General features: G+C 64.1%; 27 protein-coding genes. 9 read left to right on the top strand and 18 right to left on the bottom strand.

All coding sequences use genetic code 11. The features are described from left to right. Positions 1-45: 45 nt before the first annotated feature. The 16 genes from SPHS8_RS01990 to SPHS8_RS20570 form a co-directional block, all read right to left on the bottom strand. Positions 46-1,266, bottom strand: a complete 1,221-nt coding sequence (locus SPHS8_RS01990) for a phage Gp37/Gp68 family protein (RefSeq protein WP_236574925.1) — start codon at positions 1,264-1,266, stop codon at positions 46-48. Beyond that, complete coding sequence (locus SPHS8_RS01985; protein WP_201513657.1) at positions 1,235-1,402, bottom strand: hypothetical protein; 168 nt, start codon at positions 1,400-1,402, stop codon at positions 1,235-1,237. Before SPHS8_RS01985 ends, SPHS8_RS01990 begins: the two co-directional genes overlap by 32 nt. A 118-nt stretch (positions 1,403-1,520) precedes the next feature. Continuing rightward, positions 1,521-2,423, bottom strand: coding sequence for a hypothetical protein (locus tag SPHS8_RS01980; protein WP_201513656.1), 903 nt, complete (start codon positions 2,421-2,423; stop codon positions 1,521-1,523). 71 nt (positions 2,424-2,494) lie between these two features. Beyond that, entirely contained in the window at positions 2,495-3,148 is a 654-nt protein-coding gene (locus SPHS8_RS01975; protein WP_201513655.1) for a hypothetical protein, read from the bottom strand. Beyond that, positions 3,145-3,360, bottom strand: a complete 216-nt coding sequence (locus SPHS8_RS01970; protein ID WP_201513654.1) for a hypothetical protein — start codon at positions 3,358-3,360, stop codon at positions 3,145-3,147. Before SPHS8_RS01970 ends, SPHS8_RS01975 begins: the two co-directional genes overlap by 4 nt. Beyond that, on the bottom strand, positions 3,360-4,583 hold the full coding sequence (locus SPHS8_RS01965; protein ID WP_201513653.1) for a hypothetical protein: 1,224 nt from the start codon (positions 4,581-4,583) through the stop codon (positions 3,360-3,362). Before SPHS8_RS01965 ends, SPHS8_RS01970 begins: the two co-directional genes overlap by 1 nt. Next, the gene (locus SPHS8_RS01960) at positions 4,583-4,726 is read right to left on the bottom strand and encodes a hypothetical protein (protein ID WP_201513652.1); all 144 of its coding nucleotides are present in this window, start codon (positions 4,724-4,726) and stop codon (positions 4,583-4,585) included. The genes SPHS8_RS01965 and SPHS8_RS01960 overlap by 1 nt, the downstream gene beginning before the upstream one ends. Next, positions 4,723-4,965: a DUF2312 domain-containing protein gene (locus SPHS8_RS01955; protein WP_201513651.1), complete on the bottom strand. Its 243-nt coding sequence runs from the start codon at positions 4,963-4,965 to the stop codon at positions 4,723-4,725. The genes SPHS8_RS01960 and SPHS8_RS01955 overlap by 4 nt, the downstream gene beginning before the upstream one ends. A 2-nt stretch (positions 4,966-4,967) precedes the next feature. Next, a complete protein-coding gene (locus SPHS8_RS01950) occupies positions 4,968-5,405 on the bottom strand; it encodes a hypothetical protein (RefSeq protein ID WP_201513650.1) in 438 nt (145 codons plus the stop codon). 145 nt (positions 5,406-5,550) lie between these two features. Next, a complete protein-coding gene (locus SPHS8_RS01945) occupies positions 5,551-5,820 on the bottom strand; it encodes a hypothetical protein (RefSeq protein ID WP_236574924.1) in 270 nt (89 codons plus the stop codon). Then, complete coding sequence (locus SPHS8_RS20290; RefSeq protein WP_236574923.1) at positions 5,813-5,956, bottom strand: hypothetical protein; 144 nt, start codon at positions 5,954-5,956, stop codon at positions 5,813-5,815. Before SPHS8_RS20290 ends, SPHS8_RS01945 begins: the two co-directional genes overlap by 8 nt. Continuing rightward, positions 5,953-6,114: a hypothetical protein gene (locus SPHS8_RS01940; protein ID WP_201513648.1), complete on the bottom strand. Its 162-nt coding sequence runs from the start codon at positions 6,112-6,114 to the stop codon at positions 5,953-5,955. Before SPHS8_RS01940 ends, SPHS8_RS20290 begins: the two co-directional genes overlap by 4 nt. Then, on the bottom strand, positions 6,111-6,455 hold the full coding sequence (locus tag SPHS8_RS01935; protein WP_201513647.1) for a hypothetical protein: 345 nt from the start codon (positions 6,453-6,455) through the stop codon (positions 6,111-6,113). The genes SPHS8_RS01940 and SPHS8_RS01935 overlap by 4 nt, the downstream gene beginning before the upstream one ends. Next, positions 6,452-6,868, bottom strand: coding sequence for a hypothetical protein (locus SPHS8_RS01930; protein WP_201513646.1), 417 nt, complete (start codon positions 6,866-6,868; stop codon positions 6,452-6,454). The genes SPHS8_RS01935 and SPHS8_RS01930 overlap by 4 nt, the downstream gene beginning before the upstream one ends. A gap of 136 nt (positions 6,869-7,004) precedes the next feature. After that, entirely contained in the window at positions 7,005-7,202 is a 198-nt protein-coding gene (locus tag SPHS8_RS01925; protein WP_201513645.1) for a hypothetical protein, read from the bottom strand. After that, the gene (locus SPHS8_RS20570) at positions 7,202-7,537 is read right to left on the bottom strand and encodes a helix-turn-helix domain-containing protein (RefSeq protein WP_268933186.1); all 336 of its coding nucleotides are present in this window, start codon (positions 7,535-7,537) and stop codon (positions 7,202-7,204) included. Before SPHS8_RS20570 ends, SPHS8_RS01925 begins: the two co-directional genes overlap by 1 nt. 173 nt (positions 7,538-7,710) lie before the next feature. Between SPHS8_RS20570 and SPHS8_RS01915 the strand changes: the two genes are divergently transcribed. Beyond that, entirely contained in the window at positions 7,711-7,896 is a 186-nt protein-coding gene (locus tag SPHS8_RS01915) for a helix-turn-helix domain-containing protein (protein ID WP_201513643.1), read from the top strand. A 125-nt stretch (positions 7,897-8,021) separates the two neighbouring features. Here SPHS8_RS01915 and SPHS8_RS01910 read toward each other — a convergent pair whose 3' ends face one another. Continuing rightward, positions 8,022-8,213, bottom strand: a complete 192-nt coding sequence (locus tag SPHS8_RS01910) for a hypothetical protein (RefSeq protein ID WP_201513642.1) — start codon at positions 8,211-8,213, stop codon at positions 8,022-8,024. Between the two features lie 107 nt (positions 8,214-8,320). Between SPHS8_RS01910 and SPHS8_RS01905 the strand changes: the two genes are divergently transcribed. The 4 genes from SPHS8_RS01905 to SPHS8_RS01890 all read left to right on the top strand — a co-directional run bounded on the left by SPHS8_RS01905 (position 8,321) and on the right by SPHS8_RS01890 (position 12,239). Then, entirely contained in the window at positions 8,321-8,623 is a 303-nt protein-coding gene (locus SPHS8_RS01905) for a hypothetical protein (protein ID WP_201513641.1), read from the top strand. A 79-nt stretch (positions 8,624-8,702) separates the two neighbouring features. Beyond that, on the top strand, positions 8,703-9,800 hold the full coding sequence (locus SPHS8_RS01900; RefSeq protein ID WP_201513640.1) for a DUF7146 domain-containing protein: 1,098 nt from the start codon (positions 8,703-8,705) through the stop codon (positions 9,798-9,800). Continuing rightward, the gene (locus SPHS8_RS01895) at positions 9,797-10,195 is read left to right on the top strand and encodes a hypothetical protein (protein WP_201513639.1); all 399 of its coding nucleotides are present in this window, start codon (positions 9,797-9,799) and stop codon (positions 10,193-10,195) included. Before SPHS8_RS01900 ends, SPHS8_RS01895 begins: the two co-directional genes overlap by 4 nt. A gap of 154 nt (positions 10,196-10,349) precedes the next feature. Then, entirely contained in the window at positions 10,350-12,239 is a 1,890-nt protein-coding gene (locus SPHS8_RS01890; RefSeq protein ID WP_201513638.1) for a hypothetical protein, read from the top strand. Positions 12,240-12,712: 473 nt separating this feature from the next. On the opposite strand, the gene SPHS8_RS20285 is transcribed toward SPHS8_RS01890, so the two are convergent. Next, complete coding sequence (locus SPHS8_RS20285; protein WP_236574921.1) at positions 12,713-13,087, bottom strand: hypothetical protein; 375 nt, start codon at positions 13,085-13,087, stop codon at positions 12,713-12,715. A gap of 448 nt (positions 13,088-13,535) precedes the next feature. On the opposite strand from SPHS8_RS20285, the gene SPHS8_RS01885 reads away from it, so the two are divergent. The 4 genes from SPHS8_RS01885 to SPHS8_RS01870 are packed head-to-tail and all read left to right on the top strand — an operon-like array spanning position 13,536 to position 16,586. Next, positions 13,536-14,150, top strand: coding sequence for a hypothetical protein (locus SPHS8_RS01885; RefSeq protein ID WP_201513637.1), 615 nt, complete (start codon positions 13,536-13,538; stop codon positions 14,148-14,150). Then, on the top strand, positions 14,147-15,697 hold the full coding sequence (locus tag SPHS8_RS01880; protein WP_201513636.1) for a hypothetical protein: 1,551 nt from the start codon (positions 14,147-14,149) through the stop codon (positions 15,695-15,697). Before SPHS8_RS01885 ends, SPHS8_RS01880 begins: the two co-directional genes overlap by 4 nt. Before the next feature lie 11 nt (positions 15,698-15,708). Beyond that, a complete protein-coding gene (locus tag SPHS8_RS01875; protein ID WP_201513635.1) occupies positions 15,709-15,936 on the top strand; it encodes a hypothetical protein in 228 nt (75 codons plus the stop codon). Positions 15,937-15,944: 8 nt separating this feature from the next. After that, positions 15,945-16,586 carry a hypothetical protein gene (locus tag SPHS8_RS01870; protein ID WP_201530753.1) on the top strand — a complete coding sequence of 214 codons (642 nt, stop codon included), beginning with the start codon at positions 15,945-15,947 and terminating at the stop codon, positions 16,584-16,586. Positions 16,587-16,622 lie beyond the last annotated feature (36 nt).

The following is a 16,622-nucleotide window of genomic DNA, read 5'->3' as shown; positions in this document are numbered from 1 at the left end:
CCGTCGATAAGGCCGGGTAATTATGGGCGCGGTGCTGGCGCTGGGTCAATCGCTCGCGATCGGCACGCCGTCATGTTTCACCCCGTCCAGATATCGACCTGTGAAAGACTTATGTGCGCGAAGCGCGCTGTTGCTGCCGTTTGTCCAGATCTTGCCGTCTGCCTGCATCTGGTCGCAGGGCAGATAGTCGCCCCATTGCTTGAAGAAGAACGGCACGGCTGCATCCTCTCCATGACAGGTGGCATTGGCGCACTGGTCGCGCAGGGAACGCGCCCATTGGACCTGCATAGGTCTAGCGCCCGGCCCGCTCTCTCCGCCAACAACAATCCAGTCGATCCGATTATCGCGATAGGGGCCATCGCCGCCTTCGCTGTATCCATTGGCGTCAAACCAATAATAATCGCCGACTTCTAGCGCATCGAACCGCCAGTCAGTGTCTAGATCTGGCTCGTCTGATTCGCGCGGCGCCCTAATCGATGTGAGGTCGATCGGTCCCAACATCGGCTCGATCGATAGCCAGCGCACTGCCGCCGGAGTGAAGATCAGGTGCGGGATGCGCTCGTCTGCCCGCTGCTGGTCTTCGATCGAAACGCCTAGCCAGACATTCGGCAGCGGCCAGGCAAGGCGCGACGGGTAATCTGCGCCGGGTTCCTGCCGATCGAACTGAACCGCTGCGCAGCCGCCGCGAACAGTCCAAGCGGTGAGCGCACCGATATGTTCCCACCATTCCTTCATCTTGGCATTGAACCGGCGCGAGTTACCGCGCGAAAACTCAGGCCCGTCGTCAAAGCACGGCCGGGCCCGATGGATATTATAGGCGGCTTCGCAGATCCGACGGACAATGCCGCGATCGTTCAAATATTCGCGCATCCGGTCAGCGCGCTTTGTTAGCACCTGATGGGTGTGCTGAGGTGTCATCGCCATCACTGCGAAGCAGCGGTCAATCCAATCGTCTGAAACTGCGGGATGGAACATGTCGCCGTGAGCGTTCCAGAAAATCATGCGCGGCTTCTGCCAGCGGAGCGGCTGCAAAAGCGCCTGCTCAACAAGGCGGACCTCGCCATTCCAAACCGGGCCTGCCTTGCTGTTGATCGTCAGGCCCAGTCGCGTGGGATGGTTCTTCATCCGCGTACCGGCAAGCCGCATCGCATAGCAATTCGTGCATCCCGGCGAGACGACAGAGCAGCCGTTGATTGCGTTCACGGTCGCATCGGTCCATTCGATCTTGGTGCCGTCAGCCATGCCGGGGATCTTTCCGATCGGCATCGAGCGCCGTTTCAGCAATGGCGGCCTCGGCCAGATCCTCGATTGAGCGGTCTGTCTCGGCGGCGACCCGCTGCAGGATGGCAAGGGTGCGATCGTCCACATAGCAATTGAGGATCATGCCCAATACTCCCACCATGTCCGGTCTGTTTCAGGATTGAATGTGCATGTGCCGCGTCGGGTGCGATGCACCCTCCTAAGCCATGCCCATTTGCCAGACGTGAGGCGGACTGGCCGCCATGCGAACCAAAGATCGCTCATATCGCCGGCACCTCAAAGCCTGCAGCGTTGCGGTGGCCGCCGCCGCCATAGCGGCGGGCATGGATCGACACGTCGTCGCGCTCGTCCTCGCTGCGCAGGCTGTAGGTGCGGGATCCGTCGCCGCGATCATAGTAGGTGGCGGCAAATGCAGCTTCCGGGTGCTTGATCAGCAGCTCGTGCGCAACGTCGCTGGCGAATGCCCAGGTGCAGTTGGCAATCGGTACCGGGACATTATTGATCTTCGCCCAGCGTGCGGTGGTTACGATCTCGGCGATCTTCTGGTCGTAGAAGCCCTCGATCGCGATTGCCTGCGCCATGATCCCGTCCCGATCGCCGTCCAGCTGGGCGGCGATGCGCGACCAGGTGTGGAAGTCGTAACGGTGACTGCGCAGCCAGAGGCTGAATGCGCGCGTCTCGAGAATGTCGAAGCGCCAGAGATCCCGATCCTCGATCATGCGGATCAGCTCGGGCGCTTCCTGCCCGGGATGACAGAAGTCCCATGTCATGCGCGCGCCGCTGCGATCCATGTCGAAGATCGCGATAACTGGCGATCGATCGCGTTCATGAAGGACGCGCAGCATGTCGGCGATATCGTCCGCACTGATCGCGCCTGATCCGCTTTCGGTGAAGCGATACGGTTCCAGCTCGGCCAGTGCCGATTTGTGATGATCGAGAATGACGATGGAGGCTGTGCTCGCGGCGAGCTGGTCAAGTTCAGCAAGCTTGTAGCTGAAATCAGCCATGAGCACGTTCTTGCCGGCAACGTCCGGTGCTGGCTTGCCATAGGTGGCGGGCACATATTCGACGCTGTCGCCCCAGCGCTTCCATGCCGCCCATGCCGCGCCAAACCCATCGTCGCAGGGACTGTGATAAATCACGATATCGGGTTTCCAGGTCATCGGCGGCAATGCTCCTTTGTTGCGGGCACGGCGCGCTAGTTCGACGGCCGCTCCCTTGGTGAAATCGGGGATCACAGCGCCATTTCCTGCTGCTGCTCGGGCGCGGCGACATAAGTGCCGCGGTTGTTGGAATAGTCGAAGCGGGCGCGGTGCTCGCGGGCGCAGCGCTGATATTCCTCGCGCTCTGGGCCGGGCTTGCGCATAGCCTCCTGCTTGTGGTGCAGATGGTCGGGCATGAATTGGGCCATGCCGACCCACCAATGGAAGTGGACCGTTTCGATCCGCTCGAGCTGGTGCCGGGCGCGGATCGGCTCGAGCGTGCCGCCGGAGATCCATTGCGGATAGTAGCGGCGGCGCAGCAGGATCTCGCGTTGCAGGGCGATGACGACTTCCGACCAGCGGAAGGGCTGCAGCGCCTTGTCGGCGGCCTCCTCCTGTTTCAGGTGCGCCTGCCATAGGGCATCGCCCTGCGGGCCGTTCTGCCCCTCGTACCAGGCGTCCATCGTCTCGATACGGCGATAGTGCTCGACCAGGCCGCGCACCAGGTCGATGCCGCGCTCTGCATCGTGGCGGCACATGCGGCCCTTATCGACGCGCGCCGGATAGCTGTTGCGGCGCTGGTGCAGCTCGCGCTCGAGCTCCTCGCGCAGCAGCCGCGTGGGGATCGTCTGCGGATCCGCGCTTTCGGGTGAAAGGCACGGGAACAGATAGTCGATGCCGGTCATGCAACTTCTCCTGCTTGAGCGAGATCTCGGAGGCCGAGCTCGGCGGCGCGAGCAATCAGGCGCTTGTGCTTGGCGGTCACAGTCGAATGCCGGCGCAGCCAGTAGGCTTTGCGTTCGTGACGCGGGGTGCGCTCGAGCTGCGCCAGTCGGGCGCGAACGGCTTCGATCTGGGACGGCAGTCGATGGATCTGCAAATATTTCGCGTTCGTCATCAGAGCATTCCGGTGGCGACGCCGCCGAGGGTTCCGTCGGGGGCGCGGCGAGTGGGTTGAAACTTTGTGGTGATGGTCGCCTTGCCTTCGCGCACGGCCGCAAGCTGCTCCTCGAAAGTGAGCTTGCGGGAAACGCGGGCAGTCTTTTCCTCGGCGATCTCTTCCAGGATCATGCGCTTGGCCTGATCGTGGCCATGCTCGATCGACAGCTGGCGGAAACGGTGGATCTGCCCCTTTGGCAGCCATCGGGCGGAAGCAGCGCGCGATCGCGCCTCCTTTCCTCGTCCAAGGCGAATGGGCGCTGGCAGTTCCTCACCCTGGGCGCGCAGCTCGGCGGCAAGCGCATCGCGGATCTTGTAGGCGGAACTCCCACCGATGCCGAGCTCGGCGGCGGCGCGGGCAACCGGTTCGCGCGCAAGGATGCGCTGGCGCAGTGCTTCCACGGCCTCGGCAGGAATGTAGAGCTTCGATACCTTGGCCGCGCTGACGCGCCGGCCGTCGCGATCGCACCCGGGCAGCGTCTCGCCCTTGCGGCGGAGGCGGCGAATGAGGCGGTTGCGGATCCGGCCGACGCTGGTGTTGCTGACGCCGGTGCGTTCGGTCACCTTCTGCGCGCCATAGCCCTGCAGCAGCAGCTGTTCGACCTCTGCCCGGGCGGCCTTCGTGAGCTTGACGCCGGAATAGGCTTCGCCGCCACCTGGTTGCGGCAGCGGGGCTTTGCCGCGTGCTCTCAGGTCGGCGCGGTAGCGGCGGCGTTCCTCTGCAATGCGTGAGGCGCTAAGGCCCAGCTGCAGCTGGATATCGACGGCCTTCATCCCCTTGCGCAGCATCAGGCGAAGGCGCTCAAGCCCCTCGGCCGTCAACCGGCCCTTATTGTCGCGCTGTGCCGGGGTGAAGCCCTTGCGCGGGCACAGAGCAATCAGGACGGCATTGCAGGCGGAGCTTTCGCAGACGCCGAGATGCGCGCCGATGCGGGCGAAGGACCATCCCTCCTGCTCGCGCAGGCGGATGGCTTCCTCGAGCTCGGGGCCTGCCAGTGCAGGCTTGGGCGCATCAGTGACGACGCTCGATCGGATCCCCAGCTTCGATGCCATGACATAGATTGCCTGCCATGACCGATCGGGTAGCGCGTCGGCCGCGCCGTTGATGCCCTCCCGTGGGTAGATATCCTGCAGGATGGCGATCTCCTGCGACGTCCATGCCGGAGCTTTCGAGCGCGGCATCAGAGACGCCCCTCCGCCCAAGCCTGACCGACGCGGTAGATCATCATCAGGACGAAGGCGGCGACCAGACCGAGCATTCCCCGCTCGGCCCGCTCGCGCGCCTCGTGCTCCCGGCGATCGTGATCGTCGGGAAGCATCATCATTCCATCCCCAGCGCGGCGAGATAGGTCTGCAGGATGGCTTCCATTTCCTGCCGGTCATGCTTCGGCATCTTCCGCAGGCGGATGATCTCGCGCATGATCTTCGTGTCGTAGCCGGTGGCTTTGCCCTCGAGATAGACATCCTTGATGTCGTCGCTGATGCCCTTCTTCTCTTCCTCGAGGCGCTCGATGCGCTCGATCAGCAGGCGCAGCTGGTCGGCTGCGACGTTCCCCTCGCTCATGATTACTCCTGTGTGATAAGCGGCCGGGCCGCATGGATGATGGCTTGAGCTGCGAGCACGCGATCGAGCTCGGCCATCTGGAGGGCGATCGCTTTCACGAGCGCCTTGACCTGGTCGGATGGGCCCGGCTCCTTCCAGAAATCATGCTGCCACGGCCAGCTGTCGGGCAGATCGCCGGGCTTGCGCACGATGTCGGGGTTGAGGGCGAGATCGACGTAGGTGTCGAGATAGGCCTTGCCGGCGAGCGCCAGCTCGGCCTGGTCATAGTTGAGATCGCGCTCGGGCAGATAACCGTGCTTCTCGATCTGCTCCATCCGCTCGGCGATAATCATTCGCAACGCCGGACCTGTGAGGAATTCGAGGGTCGGTTCGCTGGTCGCTGTGGCGATCGGCGGCTCGGGTGTGAGGCGCAGGCTTTGCGGGGTGAACTGGTCGGTCATGATTACCAGTTCTCCTGCTGGCCGCGCCGGTGCGTACAGGCGACCGTGCGGTGATATGGGCTGCCGTCGTGGTTGCTGCCGCGTAGAACACGGATGTAGCCGGTGTCGTGGCAGTATCGGCAGCGTGGTGTGCGAGACCTCATGGTCATGCTGCCTCCCGCCGCACGTCGGAGCGCTGGCGAATTGCGAAGATCCAGCTGATCGCCTCGTCGGCGCCGAGCTCGGTCAGTTGTTCGATAAAGCCGGGCCCGGCCTTGCCGGTCGGCCAGGCCGCGACGCTGGCGTGCATGCTGCGCGTCGTGCTGATGCCCATGTGCATCACCATGCTGGCGGTCCAGCCATTGTCGAAATTGTAGCGGATGCGGGGGAAGCCGGTTTCGGGATCGAGATCGGCTTCGAATTCGCAGTCAGTCATTGACATCGAAATTCTCCGGTTCGGGGGTGCGCTCGTAGCTTTCGAGGCAGTCGCTGCAGGGGCAGGCGTCGGCATCGAGGCGCTGGTCGGGCGGGCGGCCGAGCGGTGGCCGCAGTCCCTCTGGCAGGGGTGTCACCAGGCGATGGGGTTGGGCGCGGCGATCAGCAGGCCGACGCAGACGGTCAGGATGGCCACCGCAAGCCCGATCCGCTGGGCGGGAGTGTCTAGCTCCCCCACCAACGGATCGGGTCGGCGCGGTGGCGCCTGGAGACGGACGCGGCGGGGGGCTGTCACGTCCGGCTCTTTCCAGCTGCGCGCGCGAATACGGCGTCAGCCTTCGCCCGTGCATGCTTCTCGATCTGATCGGCGACGGCCGCCATGCGCTTAGCGGTATGGCGCAGCGTCGCCGGCGACATCGCCATGTTGAGGCCCATGCGGCTCGCGCCAGCCATGCGCATGATCATCATGCCGTGCGTCATGCTGTCGTCGCGTTCGTCCGTCAGCGAGATGAAGGACCATTCGCCTGCGGGCAGGTACGTGACGCCTTCGACGACAATGGGCGCGACGGGGACATCGTGATCGGGATCCTCCGTCGTCTTGATGTGGATGAAGTCGGCCCCCCGGTTCTCGCTCATGCGGCGTCACCTCCGAAGAGATTGTCGGCAGCGGCGTCGAGGCGGTCGGCGGCTTCGGTGGCGGCCTGCCCTTCGGCGGCTTCAAGTGCTTCGGCGGGTAGCTGGCCGCTGATCCATGCCGTGACGGCGGCGGGCAGCCAGCGCGAGCGGCGGGGGACAACGTCCGTCACCAGCGCGCCGCGGTGCATCGTCGGCAGCGGCTTCGGGAAATGCGCGTTGGCGATCAGCTGCTGGAAATAGGCGCGCTGCCACCGCTCGCTGCGATGGTTGACGCCCAGCATGCGGGCGATTGCGGCCATCGACCAGGTCGGTTCGGGGCGTTCGGGTAGTGCAGATGGGCGAACCGGGCGTGACGCTGCCGGCATCGCCGGAAAGGGCATCACATTGTCGGCCGCAATCGGGACAAGGTGCATGGCATTGAGCCTCCGTTCGGTTTGAACGGGGCCCTTATGTCAGCAATATGCTAACATCGTCAACAGCTAAGTTCGCATTATGCTAACGGGCCAGTGAGGGCACCGCGCAAGAACCTGCGCTCGTTTGCCCTCTGAGTTAATAGTTCCTCACTCCTAGCCAAACCAATGCAACGATCGACAGCCCTATGCCGACTAGGCCGATATCAATGAGCATGCCGCCTGCTATCGGGAAGCCCGCCGCATCAATAATCAAGCCGAAGAATGGCAGTGAGCTTGGCGCAATTATCGCCGCTCGCACGAGCGATGCGGTGCCATCTTTAAAAACGCGCCGCATCAGGCGGCGTTCTTATCCCTCGGCTGTTCGCGATAGGCTGGACGCACGTCTGCAACGCGTTCCAGCATCTCCCGCTCCCCGGCCGGCATGTCGCGATAGCGCCAGATCAGGGCCCGTTCCTCGTCGGTGAGACGCTCGGGATTGTCATGGTCGCTGAGGAGATGGGCGGGCAGGACACCCAGCGCATCGGCAAGCCGGCGCATCCAGTCAACATCGAGCCCGCGATTGCCGCGTTCAAGATCGCTGACTTGAGGCTTAGAGCAGCCCACGCGCGCTGCCAGTTGGTCCTGGGACCAGCCTCGCGCCATGCGCAACTCTCTGATCCTGTTCGGCATCTCCGTCATAGGACGAAAATGTAAGACTTCTGCTGACATGAAAATAGCTGGTGAATTGCGAACAAAGCGTTGTCAAGGTGTTAGCAGAATGCTAACTCGGACGTCCCATGTCGAAACGCTCAGTGCACCCCCTAGAGAAGTGGCGTCGGTCACAGATTGTGAACGGCAAGCCGATGACTATGGAGCACGCCGCCGGGCTTATCGGCGTGACGCGTGCGGCGTGGAACGATTGGGAAAAGCGCAAGCGGATCCCCGGCCAAGCTACGATGACGGACCTTTACGCGCTGACGGATGGCGCGGTCTCACCCAATGATTTCTATGATCTCCCGCCGCTCGACGTGCAGAAGGATGCTGCATGACTGCGCGGGGGCTGATTTCTTCCATGCCAGCTGTGCTTTTGTCGTTGAGAGTTGTGACGGCATGGAATGAAGGGCGGCGGGGTTTGTCCCTCGCCGCCCGGATGTTTGCGACCCCCCGATCGCGCCTATCCAGCGGTGCGGATCGGTATCGCCGGCGCGACCGGTCGATCTTCGAGATCGCGCACGGCGGCGAGCAATTCGCGCGCCAGGCGCAAGGCAACATGGCGCGGCATGACAACGCCGTGGGCGCCCGTCTTCATTCGAACATTGTCGCCAGTGGTTCCGACGTCAGGCGCATTTTCAATCCAGTAATCCAAGATAATCCCCGCTCAATAGCGTTTTCCGTAAGGGAAAAGCCTGCGGGAACATGGTTAACGAAATCTCTCTCGCTGCTGGTGTTCCAGCGGTTCAGAGGCAGTTAGCCATGACGGCGGGGGCGATATCTCAAGCGAAATGGCGGAAGCGCAACGCGGTGCGCGCGGTCAATGATGCGCTCATCGAGCTGCGCGTCGCCGATCGCCTGCTGCGCGAAGCTCAAGGTTTGCCGATCGGCGATGCATTGACGTCGTCGAGGGTCGCCTCGGATCCGGCGGGGGTACAGGTTCCCGCCTTCGCCGGATCCGCAGACGATCGTGATCCGTCTCGCGCCCCGTGGCTGGTGGGTCCTATCGGCGGCGCCATGGCCGATGCCACGCCGCTCGTCTGGCCGCCGGAGTGGCAGCGATGAAGTGGGCGATTGGCATCGTCGTTCTGATCGCCGTATACGAGCTGGTGCGGAAGATCCGCGACTGGCGCCGGGGGCTGCAATGAGCGCGCCCGGGCCCCGCTATGCGATCGAGGTTCGCGAGATCGAGCAGCTGCTGCGCGAAAGCATCGAGCAGCTGGCGTGGGAGCTCCTGCCGAACGCGCGGCGCGACGGTCATTTCCTTTCGGTTGGGTCGCTGTCGGGCGAGCCGGGCCAGTCGCTCAAGATCAACGTCTCCGGCCCGAACAAGGGCATGTGGACCGATTTCTCCGTCGCCGATGGCAATGGCTATCAGGGTGGCGACTGCCTGCACCTGATCCGCCTCGTGCGCTTTGGCGGCGACATGGGCGCGGCGATCAAGTGGGCAAAGAGCTGGCTTGGGCTCGACCATCTCGATCCCGGCCGGCTAGAGATTGTCAAGCGGGAAGCGCGCGAGGCCTCGGAGGAAGATGCCCGCAAGCAGCGCGAGATCAAGGAACAGAAGCGGAGGCGCGCGGTCGCGCTGTGGATGGGGAGCAAGCCGATCGGCGGCACCCCGGCCGAGGCGTATCTGCGTGGGCGCGGCATCAAGCTCGACGCGATCGGGCGTTGGCCTGGTGCGCTGCGTTTCCATGCCGAGGTGTGGAACCGCGAGTTGGGCGTGAAGATCCCGGCGATGGTGTCGGCCATGTTCACGCCCGACGGGCAGCATGTCGCCACGCATCGCACCTATCTGCAGCATGATCCGCGCCGTGGCTGGGTGAAGCTGGACAGCCCTAATGCCAAGATGGTGCTGGGCGCGTGCGCCGGATCCTTCATCCCGCTGCGCAAGGGTGCGTCGGGCAAGTCGATGGCGGACATGCCCGAGGGCGAAGCGATGCATATCGCCGAGGGCATCGAGGACGCGCTGACGGTCGCGATGGCGAAGCCAGAGATCCGCATCGGTGCGGGCTACTCGCTCGGCAATATCGGGTCGATCGTGTGGCCGGACCGCGTCGGCGAGCTGGTCATCATGTGCGATCGGGATGAGGCAGGCAGCCCGGCCGTCGATCTGCTCGAGCGGGTGATCGCCCGCCAGCAGGCGCGGGGCGTGCGGGTCAAATATGCGATGCCGCCGGTCGGCTTCAAAGATTTCAACGAATGGCTGCAGCGCGGTGGCGCTGGGGAGAAGGCTGCATGACGCGGGCAATGACGTCTGAGCAGGCGCTGGCGATCGCCGCCGGCAAGGTGAAAGCGCAAGGTGATGGCCGGCCGTTCCGATGGACGCCGCGCCGCGATCGCGAGCTGCAGCAGCTGCGCGGCGATCTGTTTAGCTTCACCGATTGCGCTAAGATCCTGGGCAGCGGCTGCACCCCTGCCCAGGCCAAGGCGCGCATGGCGGAGTTGAGGAAGGCTGACGCGGCGGGGGCGTTGGCCGAGGCAGTGGAAGCGGTGGGCGTGACGCTTCCCGCTGCCGGCGTGCGGGCCGAGGGGGATCCTCTCCCTCCTCGGCCCCGTCCCGAGAAACTGCAGCTGCCGCGCTATGGCGAGATGGAGAAGCGCTTTGACCGCTTCGTGCGGGGTGACATCGCATGAGCGGCGTTGTCCATTGCCGCCAGTGCAAGGCGAGGGCGATCGGCGCGGTCCCTGATGCGCCGCCGGTGGGCTGGGAAGTGATCCTGGCGAACAAAGTCTTTGGGGGGGGGCAAGCTTCGCACTGCTCTGCCGCCCTTGTCGGGGGCGCTGAATAATGGCGACACGTAGAGACAATATCGTCGACATAGCATCCGCGATCGACGGCGCGCAGGATGCGCCCCAGCTGGCCGATGAGGGCGATATCGGCCCGTTCGGCGGTTATGACGATGGCGACGATCTCGACGCGCCGCCCCTGCCCCGTGACTGCCCGATCGCCTGCCTGGGCGTGCTCGATCAGAAATGCTGGTATCTCGATATCAACGGCCAAATAATCGGCCTGGATATGGGCAATAGACACGGCAAGAACAGCCTCGTTGGTCTTTTCGGAGCCAAGTATAACTGGCTCGAATTAAACTTCCCCCAATGGTCTGCGCCCAAGGTCGACAAACAAACGGGCGAAATTACCGAGCCATCGCGCATTACCGGCTTCAAACAGGATGAGGCGAGCCGCGCGCTGATCATCGAATGCACCAGGCGCGGCATCTTCGATCCTGCCGGTCGCATCCGTGGCGCCGGCGCCCATCGTGGCAGCAATGATGCTTTGATCCTGCACCTGGGCAACCAGGTCATGCGCAAGCGCCTGCGCCTTAACGGTGAGGGCGATGCGATCGAGTATTTCCCGACCGGGCTGCATGGCGACCATGTCTATCCTAGCGCGGCGCCGATCGCGGCGCCGTGGCCGGAACCCGCGCCCGTACAGGTGGGCGAGCAGCTGCGCGCCATGATCGCCAGCTGGAACTGGAAGCGGCCGCTGCTGGATCCGCTGCTGATCATCGGCGCCGTTGGAGCCAGCATGATCGGAGGCGCGCTCGACTGGCGCTCGAATATTTGGATCACGGGCGGGCGCGGTACCGGGAAATCGACGTTGAACGGCAAGCGTATGCTGCTCGACCAGCTGATCGGACGCGGGGCGCTGCGATCGGCCGACACGACGGCGGCCGGCATTCGTCAGCGCCTGCGCAACTCCACGGTGCCAGTGTTCCTGGATGAGCTCGAGGCCGAGGAAGATCAGCGGCGAACAAAATCCATCCTCGAGCTCGCGCGCGTGGCTTCCAGCGGCGATGACGCGCATCGAGGCGGTCAGGATCATCAGGCCATGGAATTCACGCTGCAGAGCGTGTTCTGGGCCTCCTCGATCCTTATTCCGCCGATGGAGCCGCAGGATCGCAGCCGCTGGGCCGTGTGTGCGCTGAATCCCCTGCCCGTGGGTGCGAAGGTTCCTGACTTCAAGGCGGCGAGGCTGCCAGAGATGGGCCGCAAGATCCTGCGCCGCATGGTCGATGGCTGGGAGCGCTGGGACGCGACGCTGGCCGCCTATCGCGATGCGTTGTCGGCCATGGGGCATAAGGCGCGCGCATGCGACCAGTTCGGCACGCTACTCGCCTGCGCTGACCTGGTGCTCTATGATGAGCTGCCCGACATCGAGACGGTCGAGCAGATTGCTTCGCTCTGTGAGGTGCGGCTGCTGCGCGAAGTGGCTGACAGCGCTGAGGAGCATGAGCTCTGCCTGACGCACCTGCGCACCACGATGGTGCAGGCACGCGGCGGTGATGAGCGGGAAAGCATCGGGTCATGGATCGGAACCGCCGTGCAGGATCTCTGCGATCCCACGTCGGAGAACCGGTACCATCGCCGCCTGCAGGAGCTTGGGCTCAAGATCGTCACCACGACGGAAACGGGCTCCAAGGTCTGGGAGCCCAAGACGCCGGGTTATCTGGCGGTCGCCAACTCGCACCAGGCTATCGCGGGCATGTTCGTCGGCAAGAAATGGGCCGGTGGCGTGTGGGCGCAGGCTCTGGGGCGCTCTCCGGGCGCCGTCGAAGGGGTCAAGGTGAAGTTCGCGCGATCGAGCCTCACGGCAACGCTGGTGCCGCTCGACCAGGTCATTGACGAAAGCGAAATCCCGGCCGTCGCGCGGTGGCAAAATGGGGGCGGCCAGGCATGATTATGCGCCTGTCAATCCACCCGACAAAAAAGATTTTCGCCCGCGCAACGCCGCAGGAAAGCGCCATGTCAAGAGCGAAAATCGCACCCGCAGCGGCGCGCAGCGACGCGGTGCGCGGGTGCTCTCTTGGGGCTCTCTCGCCGAGGGAAGATCTTGGCGCCTCAACTGCGGCCGCAGCGAGCACGGCGACGGCTGCGCAGCAGCTGGCGACGCGCGCAGCGACCGGCGGCCGCTCTGCATTCGCTCCCCGCGTCCGGACGATCCCTGGCCCGTTCTCGCGCGACCAGTATGTTTCCCGTTGCACCCCGGCCCGTTGGGTGGCAGGTAAGTTGGATTGCCAATGGTCGTCGCCATTCGGGTCAGGGGTGGCGGTTCTCGCGAGAACCAACGCAGAACCACGCCAGAACCATCAACATATTGAAATTGCCGCCTTTTCCCCGCTGGTTCTGTGGTTCTCGGGAAATGCTCGCGCGTCACGTGTGCGCCCGCGTACACACGTAGGCGCGCGTGTATACGCGAGGCAAAAACACAGAACCACAGAACCACACCTGATTATCATTAATAATCATGGGCTTAGTGGTTCTGGGCTGGTTCTGCGTTGGTTCTCGCCAGAACCAGCCCGTCAAGCCGATGCGCAGCAGGCCGAAAGCGGCTCGATCCGGAATAAAATACCGGGCGGATATTCGAGCGCTGCTCATGTCAGCCGCTCGGACCTGCTGATCAGGGGGCAAATAGACGGGCGCGGCGCGAAAACTTTCGGGGCCGCGATCGCGGCCGGGACGCTCGGCCGCGTCGGCGGCGGGTCGATCGACCTGGGCGGATCGGTCGATAGCGACCAGGCGCAGCACGTCGTCGGAAATGGCGGATTTCTGCGGTTTTCCGGGTGCCGCTCGGCGCGTGTTGGAACAGCGATGTTGGAACAGGCTGGCGAAAAGCGCGGAAATACGTGGGTTTTTGAGCCTCGGCGGAAGCTATGCAGGCTGACCAGCGGCGCGGCCAGCGGTGCCGATCGGCTTGCCTTGGGCCGCCCGTCGGCCTCGGCGGCCGCCGGGGGGGTGGCCCCCCCATGCGCCGCGCGCCAGATCCCCAGCTCCCTCGCGGACGCGATTTTTCAGATTTCGATCGACGATCGAATTGCCTGCCATGCAGGGCCGGTGAACGGGCGCCAAGTGGGAGGTGCGGTAACGGGGCCGGGGGATCGCGCCTTCCGTGCCCTTCGCCATGCAGCGGCGGGCCGGGGTGTGAATGCCGATTGGGGGCTGCGTCGATCGGGTCAGCCTAGCGGGGGAAGCGCCCATGTCAACTGAGAGCGGGACGGGGAAAGTTGCAGCCGATATGCTTGATGAGGCGAAGTCGCTCGTTGAGGCCGCTCAGGCGGAAGAGGCGCAGCAGCTCGACCTGCTCGGCGACGTGACGCCCGAGGACATGGTCGAGGCGCGCGAGGCGCTCGGCCAGAACGCCGGCAAGATGGCGGTGCTGCGCGAAGCGCGCGAGCGGAAGCGCGGCCGGCCCAAAAATTCCCGCAACAAGCGGACAGACGATTTCGCGCGCTACCTCATGCAATTTGGCCAGCATCCCGCGATCACGATGATGCAGATCCAGTCGACGCCGCAGGAAGTGCTGATCGAAGCGTCGAGACAGCCGAAGGTGCATAGCTTCTCGAAAAGCGGCCGCGCCAACATCGTGACGGAGCGGATGACCTATGCCGAGGCGACGTCACTCCGCATCCGGTGCGCCGAGGCGCTCATGCCCTACCTCGAAAGCAAGAAGCCTGTCGCGGTCGATATGACCTTCTCGGGCATATCCGACCTGATCATCGAGGGCGTGACGCATAGCTCGCAGGAGGTCAGCGACATCGTCGATGCCGAATTCATCTCGTTGCCGGGGCTCGATGGGGAGGATGGCGAATGACGACAGCACGTCGCCTTTCCTCGCCCGGCCCGATCGCCGATGCGTTCATGCGCTCCCGCGCCTTCATCAAGATCATCATCGGCCCCGTGGGTTCGGGCAAGACGATGGCGGCGCTGCAGTGCGGCTTGCGCGTGGCGGCGCTGCAGAAGCCATCGCCTGGGCCCAAGGGCGTCATGGTTCGCAAGGCGCGTATCGGCGTGCTGCGCGAAAGCTATCCATCGCTCAAGTCGACGACGCTCAAGAGCTGGTTCAATGTCGTGCCCGAAGGGGAAGGGAATTTCCTCTGGTCGGCGCCCTACACGCACCATTTCCAAAAAATCACCCGCCGCGCGGCCGATGGTGCGGTGCTCGAGATCGTCGATATCGAATATGAGTTCCGCGCGATCGGGGACCAAACGGTCGAGGAGGCCTGTCGCGGTTGGGAAATCAACGCGGTCATCGTCGATGAGGCGGATCTTCAACCAGCGGACCTGGTCCCGTATCTGACGGGCCGCGTCGGCCGTTTCTCCAATCTCGATCCCGACAGCGTCGTGGATCCGCAGATCATCCTGTCGATGAACATGCCCGACGTGGAGAACCACGCCTATGAGCTCGCGATGGAGCGGTCGCTCGAGGGGCTGACGGCCGAGGACGTGGATCTGCTCGAGGCAACGCTCGCCGGTCGGCCGCTGGTCGAGACGTTCATCCAGCCCGGCGGCATGGAGCCTGACGCGGAGAACCTGCATAACCTGCCCAACGGCCGGGGCTACTATGTGCTGCAGATCGCGGCGAACCGGCACAAGCCCGGCTATGTCGATCGCATGGTGCACAACAAGCCCGTCGCGCTGATGCACGGCATGCCCGTCAATGCCGAATTCCGCCACACGCTGCATGTGCGCCCGACCGAATGGATCCGCCGGCGCAAGCTGATCGTCGGGATCGACCAGGGGCTGTTCGCCGCGGCCGCCATCCTGCAGCGGAACGAATATAATCAGATCCGCACCCATCGCGAGGTCGTGAACCTCGATCGCCAGAAGAAGGGCAAGCTGCTCAAGGTCGGCCCTACTGCCTTCGGCAAGAAGCTGCGCGCCGTGCTGCTCGAGGAGTTTCCCGGCATCACGCGCGAGGACGTGCGCCTGGTCGGCGATCCGGCGATGTTCGCGGCCGACGATCGCGAGGACAATGAAATGGATTGGGCGCTGGCCTGCGCGTCCGCGATCGGCTTCGGTCCCATCCGGCGCGCAAAAAGCAACCGGCAAGCCCTGCGCAATGAAGCAATCTGGAAGGCCCAGGCGGAGCGTGATGGATATTACATCGATCCCAGCTGCCGCCATCTGATCAAGGCCCATAGCGGCGGCTATCGATACCAGAAACAGGATCTGAAAACCGGCGAAACCAAGGGTCACTTGGAGATTGCCGACACGATCTACACCCACGTCGCCGACGCCGAGCAGTATGCGGCGCTCGAGGGCGATCATGTCGTCACCAGCATTCGCGGCCGGGAGCCGCGCGGTGAAGGTCGGCGCGTCGTGAACGATAGCGATTTCGATGTTTTACGGGGCTTTTGAGGAGGGCGGCGATGGCATTTGTTCGGAAGGTTTTCACGGGTGTGCTCAAGGCGGTGGGGCTGGTGTCCAGTCCCGGCAAGCCCCCTGCGGCGCTCCCCACGATGACGCGGGACGATGCGGCCGCGCAGATCAACGCGAATGATGAACTGCTGCGGCGCAAGGGCGGCGCGGCGGACATCCTGAACGGCAGCGGGGGCGCCGAGGGCTCTGCTGGCGGCAAGACGACGCTCGGCAGCTGAAAGGAACGATGATGGAAACGCAGGAAAATCAGGAAAAATCGATCGAGCGGCAGCTGCAAGAGCAGTTTGCCGAGGGGCTTGATCGTGAGGGTGCTGTCGCGCTGGCGCAGCGCGTATCTGCCCTAGAAGGCGAAAATGCCGATCTCAAGCAACAGCTTGACGGTAATGCTGGATCTGCGGATCGGATCAGCGAGCTGGAAAAGGACAATGCCGATCTGCGCAATAAGCTGGATGCAGCCCAGAAGGCCGCAAAGGCCGGAAAGGCCGCTACCGGCGAAAAGAAGCCGGGTAAGCCACGCAAGCTCGGCCCGATCGCTAATGCGCCGGAAGATGCGGGGGAGCGCGCCGCCGAGCTGCGCGAGCGGATTGCTGACGCTGACCAGGTCGAGATCCTGTTCGCCGACGGCGATAGGGACAGCGGATTGCCGCCGGCGGTCATTTCCGGCGAGGCCTGGGCGTATCATGCGCGCGGGCTCAAGCTCACGGTGCCGCTCGATCTGCACGGTCCCGGCCATGGCGGCCAGGCCTTTCGCGTCACCGGCTATGCGCTGCTGATCGACGGCAAGCAGGTGGCCTGGGCGGATCGCCTGGATCCGGTGCAGGTCGGCGTCGGCCAGCATATCCGCATCGAGGACGATATCTTTTTCTAATCGGGATCGGCGGAGCGGCATCGGCGGGCCGCTCCG

The sequence above is a fragment of the Sphingobium sp. S6 genome (genome assembly GCF_905120495.1).
Classification (GTDB): domain Bacteria; phylum Pseudomonadota; class Alphaproteobacteria; order Sphingomonadales; family Sphingomonadaceae; genus Sphingobium; species Sphingobium agri.
This window is presented reverse-complemented; position numbering and strand designations above follow the sequence as displayed.

Excerpts from the sequence above, each read along its gene's own strand:
- SPHS8_RS01905 (WP_201513641.1), top strand. The coding sequence starts at position 8,321 with ATGACGGCGGGGGCGATATCTCAAGCGAAATGGCGGAAGCGCAACGCG.
- SPHS8_RS01895 (WP_201513639.1), top strand. The coding sequence starts at position 9,797 with ATGACGCGGGCAATGACGTCTGAGCAGGCGCTGGCGATCGCCGCCGGC.
- SPHS8_RS20570 (WP_268933186.1), bottom strand. The coding sequence starts at position 7,537 with ATGCCGAACAGGATCAGAGAGTTGCGCATGGCGCGAGGCTGGTCCCAG.
- SPHS8_RS01985 (WP_201513657.1), bottom strand. The coding sequence starts at position 1,402 with ATGGTGGGAGTATTGGGCATGATCCTCAATTGCTATGTGGACGATCGC.
- SPHS8_RS01925 (WP_201513645.1), bottom strand. The coding sequence starts at position 7,202 with ATGCGGCGCGTTTTTAAAGATGGCACCGCATCGCTCGTGCGAGCGGCG.
- SPHS8_RS01955 (WP_201513651.1), bottom strand. The coding sequence starts at position 4,965 with ATGAGCGAGGGGAACGTCGCAGCCGACCAGCTGCGCCTGCTGATCGAG.
- SPHS8_RS01950 (WP_201513650.1), bottom strand. The coding sequence starts at position 5,405 with ATGACCGACCAGTTCACCCCGCAAAGCCTGCGCCTCACACCCGAGCCG.
- SPHS8_RS01870 (WP_201530753.1), top strand. The coding sequence starts at position 15,945 with ATGATGGAAACGCAGGAAAATCAGGAAAAATCGATCGAGCGGCAGCTG.
- SPHS8_RS01970 (WP_201513654.1), bottom strand. The coding sequence starts at position 3,360 with ATGACGAACGCGAAATATTTGCAGATCCATCGACTGCCGTCCCAGATC.
- SPHS8_RS01930 (WP_201513646.1), bottom strand. The coding sequence starts at position 6,868 with ATGCACCTTGTCCCGATTGCGGCCGACAATGTGATGCCCTTTCCGGCG.
- SPHS8_RS01975 (WP_201513655.1), bottom strand. The coding sequence starts at position 3,148 with ATGACCGGCATCGACTATCTGTTCCCGTGCCTTTCACCCGAAAGCGCG.
- SPHS8_RS01875 (WP_201513635.1), top strand. The coding sequence starts at position 15,709 with ATGGCATTTGTTCGGAAGGTTTTCACGGGTGTGCTCAAGGCGGTGGGG.
- SPHS8_RS01890 (WP_201513638.1), top strand. The coding sequence starts at position 10,350 with ATGGCGACACGTAGAGACAATATCGTCGACATAGCATCCGCGATCGAC.
- SPHS8_RS01945 (WP_236574924.1), bottom strand. The coding sequence starts at position 5,820 with ATGACTGACTGCGAATTCGAAGCCGATCTCGATCCCGAAACCGGCTTC.
- SPHS8_RS01885 (WP_201513637.1), top strand. The coding sequence starts at position 13,536 with ATGTCAACTGAGAGCGGGACGGGGAAAGTTGCAGCCGATATGCTTGAT.
- SPHS8_RS01935 (WP_201513647.1), bottom strand. The coding sequence starts at position 6,455 with ATGAGCGAGAACCGGGGGGCCGACTTCATCCACATCAAGACGACGGAG.
- SPHS8_RS01980 (WP_201513656.1), bottom strand. The coding sequence starts at position 2,423 with ATGACCTGGAAACCCGATATCGTGATTTATCACAGTCCCTGCGACGAT.
- SPHS8_RS01880 (WP_201513636.1), top strand. The coding sequence starts at position 14,147 with ATGACGACAGCACGTCGCCTTTCCTCGCCCGGCCCGATCGCCGATGCG.
- SPHS8_RS01960 (WP_201513652.1), bottom strand. The coding sequence starts at position 4,726 with ATGATGATGCTTCCCGACGATCACGATCGCCGGGAGCACGAGGCGCGC.
- SPHS8_RS01990 (WP_236574925.1), bottom strand. The coding sequence starts at position 1,266 with ATGCCGATCGGAAAGATCCCCGGCATGGCTGACGGCACCAAGATCGAA.
- SPHS8_RS01965 (WP_201513653.1), bottom strand. The coding sequence starts at position 4,583 with ATGCCGCGCTCGAAAGCTCCGGCATGGACGTCGCAGGAGATCGCCATC.
- SPHS8_RS01900 (WP_201513640.1), top strand. The coding sequence starts at position 8,703 with ATGAGCGCGCCCGGGCCCCGCTATGCGATCGAGGTTCGCGAGATCGAG.
- SPHS8_RS01915 (WP_201513643.1), top strand. The coding sequence starts at position 7,711 with ATGACTATGGAGCACGCCGCCGGGCTTATCGGCGTGACGCGTGCGGCG.